The sequence below is a fragment of the Paraglaciecola sp. genome (genome assembly GCF_030730205.1).
GTDB lineage: Bacteria > Pseudomonadota > Gammaproteobacteria > Enterobacterales > Alteromonadaceae > Paraglaciecola.
On the sequence record NZ_JANQVQ010000105.1, the window covers coordinates 1 to 4,068 of the forward strand.

At 41.4% G+C, this 4,068-nt stretch carries 3 protein-coding genes; all 3 read left to right on the forward strand.

Translation table 11 applies throughout. The annotated features are described in order from the left end of the window. The first annotated feature begins 722 nt into the window (after window positions 1–722). The 3 genes from wecA to NWQ57_RS08225 all read left to right on the forward strand — a co-directional run bounded on the left by wecA (window position 723) and on the right by NWQ57_RS08225 (window position 4,028). Entirely contained in the window at window positions 723–1,808 is a 1,086-nt protein-coding gene (wecA, locus tag NWQ57_RS08215) for a UDP-N-acetylglucosamine--undecaprenyl-phosphate N-acetylglucosaminephosphotransferase (protein WP_306021661.1), read from the forward strand. Between the two features lie 99 nt (window positions 1,809–1,907). Then, entirely contained in the window at window positions 1,908–2,252 is a 345-nt protein-coding gene (locus NWQ57_RS08220; RefSeq protein WP_306021662.1) for a hypothetical protein, read from the forward strand. Window positions 2,253–2,321: 69 nt separating this feature from the next. Further along, entirely contained in the window at window positions 2,322–4,028 is a 1,707-nt protein-coding gene (locus NWQ57_RS08225; protein ID WP_372340901.1) for a polysaccharide biosynthesis/export family protein, read from the forward strand. Window positions 4,029–4,068 lie beyond the last annotated feature (40 nt).

The window sequence follows — 4,068 nt, forward strand, 5'->3', positions numbered from 1 at the left end:
TTGTTGTTTCTGTCGTCATCAAAATTGCCTTTAATTTTTATTATTAATGTACCTATTATCATTTCTTTAGACCGCCACTAAAGCGTGAATAACGTTAAGCGGCTGAACATCACAGAGAAAATCGAGTAGGCGTTGTGCGTTTTATACTAGAGCTAACCCAGTAAAACAACTATGGCAGCAAAAATGGATTTTTTTTACTCGATTCAACAAGGCAAAGGGGTATAAGTTGTCTTAATTTTGCTCACTGACTCAATGTGGTGAATAAAGACACCAAAAGGGTGCGATTCAAATAACTAAATTGGTGCAGGTTTAACAAATCAGGTAAACTAACGTGCTTAATTCTACAGTGAAGCAGCTTAAAACTGTTTGATTTGTGAGCCAGTGCGTTATGAATATTAACGTTAAACGGCATGCTTAGTGACTTTAGGCGTTTTGGTTACAAAATGTAGCACTTTAGAAACAATTTAACGAAAAGAATTAACACTAATTTGCTGGCTAAGATACGTCACATTTTGTTACCCTTAGCAAAAATCGGAATGTGTTTTATAAAGGTAGCAAATTAAGTTAAAACAGAGATTTAAATTACTGTTTAACGTAGATGACTGGTCGAAAAATACTATTTTTTGAGTCGAGGTTGCTGGGTTGATTCTAAAATAAGATATTGAGGCTTGATTATTGCTAGTTATTAAAAAACAGCGGTAAAAGCAGGGAAAACGTAGGATATGTTCACACATTTGGAATTCGTTCCATTATTTATCGCAGTATTTACCGCTTTTTTTGTTGCGGTAATTTTACTGGTCATTATGACGCCGCTAGCTCACAAGCTGGGGTTAGTCGATCATCCAACCGAGCGCAAAAATCATAAGGGTATGGTGCCCTTAACGGGTGGTGTGGCCATTTTTGGTGCAGTACTGATTGCTAGTGTTGCGACAGATGTATGGATCAAGAACGGTTCATTATTTTTTACCGCATCAGCATTTATAATACTCTTAGGCATGTTAGACGATATGTTCGATCTTAGCCCCAAAGGCAGATTAATGTGTCAGTTTGGCGTTGCTGCTATCATGGCTTGGAGTGCGCAAAACTATATTACGAGCTTGGGTGATTTGTTAGGTTTCGGCTCTATTTCCTTCGAGATTTTTGGTTATTTCTTCACTTTAATTTGTGTTGTTGGTGTAATAAATGCGTTCAACATGATTGACGGTATTGATGGTTTGGCAGGCGGCATGAGTTTAGTTGTTCTGCTTAGTGTCGTGTTTTTACTACTCATATCCAACAACGGTAAAGCAATCATGGGCCCAATGGTTGTGATTGGTGCGATAGTGCCGTTTTTGGCTTTTAACCTCAGTTGGAAAGGGTTCAAAGGCAATAAAATATTTATGGGTGACAGTGGCAGTATGTTTGTCGGTTTAACTATCGTCTGGTTACTTGTTGAATACACTCAAGGCGACGAAGTGGCAATGCGGCCTGTTACTGCGGTTTGGCTGATTGGTCTGCCTCTAATGGATATGGCTGCAATCATGTATCGCAGATGGCGAAAAGGCCAGTCGATGCTCAGACCAGACAAACAACATTTACATAATATTTTTATGCGTGCTGGCTTATCTTCACGAAGAGCATTAGCGGCTATTTTGTTGATGGGAGCTACGTGTGCCGGTATTGGTATTTTAGGTGAAATTTTGAAAGTGTCAGAAGTTATCATGTTTTCTGGCTTTTTAGTGACGCTGTTTGTATACAGTTTTGCTTTGCAAAATATCTGGACTATTCTGCGCTTCGTGCGAGGAAACAACGCTTCCTCAGTTTTATAATGCCTTCGTTCGTTGTTTATCCCTTCTTTTTTATCAACCTTTGCAAATGCTAACTATCGAGTTAGTATTTGCACTCTTTTTTCAGGTCGAATGCTGTTTATGAAAACCCTTTTTTTATTACTTCTCGTATTAGGCTCGCTGCAGGGGTGTGCTGGGATCAAGCAACCGGTGGCAAAGCGTCCTTTAGTCGAACATAGCTTTCAACAAGATTTTGATATTGTTTCACAAGATGCTTGGGCTTCCCTTTCTCAAAACCGTTCAGGTACAACTATCGAAATTAATGCACAAGATGCACAACTAGGTGAACTCTTCTTCTCTGCTGCCGGACAGCAATGTCGCAAAGTGTTTTTACAGCAAGAGCTAACGCGTGTGGTTTGCCAAGAACACGCATCAGAGCAATGGCGTTTCATAAAGCCTGTTATTTCTGAATATGTCGAAAAATAAAAAGTTGGAAAATTATTCGTGAAAAACACCCTTACAACCACTATTTATCGCTTTAGCGTCCTCTTCTTGATGAGCTTTTCGGGTGCTAATTATGCGCAAGACGCTGCCACAGCCGAACAATTGGAACAAGCAAGGCAAGCCAGCCAAAGCCAACGAGTCGATGTATCACAGTACATGCAATCGAACGGTAAAAGCATAGGCAGAGGCAATACAGCCAACAACTCGGGTGTTTATGGACCAATGCCAGCAGGAGAAGAGGGCCTGCCACCTCCGTTTGGGGCTAACCTATTCGAGGGCGGTTTTTCAGCTGAGCGCAGCGATGGGCTTAACCCTTCCTATTTGGTTTCACCAGGTGACAAAATATCGGTGCAGATGTGGGGCACAGTTAATAATGCCCAAGTTGTTACTGTTGATAATCAGGGTAATATATTTATTCCTGACGTGGGACCAGTGAAGGTCAAAGACGTTCCAGCCAAGCAAATAAATAACGTGGTCACGCAGAGCATTAAATCTGTTTATACCAACAATGTCAGTGTTTATGTCAATTTACTTACCGCTACGCCAGTGAGTGTTTACGTTGCAGGGCCGGTATTAAGACCTGGTCAGTATGCAGGCTTAGCTTCAGATTCTTTATTGTTTTTTTTAAAACAAGCGGGCGGCATTGATCCTCATCGCGGTAGTTACCGCACTATTAAAGTCATGCGAAACGGTAAAACTGAAATCGAGTATGATTTGTATGACTTTTTGAAAGAAGGCAAATTGAGTACATTTTCATTTAAAGACGAAGATGTCATTTTTGTCGCAGAACAGGGCGCTATGGTGACAGTTGAAGGCGCTGCCCGTTATCCATTTCGCTTTGAACTCGAAGAAAACAATTCAAGTGGGCAAGACTTAGTCTATTACGCTCGCCCGCTCAGTAAAACGAGCCACGTTGCTGTGACGGGTAACCGACAAGATGGTCCAATTTCGGTATACCTTCCTGTTGTTGAATTTACTCAGTTTACAGTGACGGATGGTGACACCGTTTTATTTAATGATGACATAAGAGCAAATGTAATCAGTGTTCAGATCTCTGGTAGTTATAAAGGTCCATCGTTTTATACAGTCGAAAAAAACACCCGATTACTCGATTTACTCAGCTACGTAGAAGTTGATCCCAAACAAGCCAATTACGGGGCAATCTATATTAAGCGCAAGACTGTTATTGAACAGCAAAAAGCCTTAATTGACGAGTCACTCAATCGGCTTGAACGAAGCATATTCACTGCTCCTGCTTCATCAGATGGCGAAGCCCGAATTCGTGCTCAAGAAGCACAATTAGTGTCTGAATTTGTTGCCCGAGCCCGTCAAATAGAGCCTTTGGGTAAGGTGATTGTTTCAGAAAATGGCTTAGTAGCGAATATTCGACTTGAGCAAGGCGATGAGATTATTATTCCACCGCATACCGACTTAATCCAAGTCGCCGGTGAAGTGCTTCTGCCTCAGGCCATTGTATACAACCCCAACGCAACAATTGGTGATTACGTAGCCTGGGCAGGCGGTTTTAGCGAACGTGCACAAGACGAACGTATCGCCATCGTACATGCCAATGGCTTAACCACGTTTGTATCAGTGCATGACGGTGAATGGTTTGGCGCAAGTGATAAAAACAAACTATCGCCGGGCGATCAAGTTTTGGTTCTGCCAAAAATCGACACCAAGTTGTTGCAAGCGGTTAAAGATATTACTCAGATTGTTTATCAAATTGCTATCGCTGCTAATGTAGTGACCAATTAGTCAGTGTTTAAGCGAGCTAACTAAACATGACGACTGTAGT

Bases quoted from the DNA above. Each gene is read 5' to 3' on its own strand.
- wecA (WP_306021661.1), top strand. From the start codon at position 723: ATGTTCACACATTTGGAATTCGTTCCATTATTTATCGCAGTATTTACC.
- NWQ57_RS08220 (WP_306021662.1), top strand. From the start codon at position 1,908: ATGAAAACCCTTTTTTTATTACTTCTCGTATTAGGCTCGCTGCAGGGG.
- NWQ57_RS08225 (WP_372340901.1), top strand. From the start codon at position 2,322: ATGAGCTTTTCGGGTGCTAATTATGCGCAAGACGCTGCCACAGCCGAA.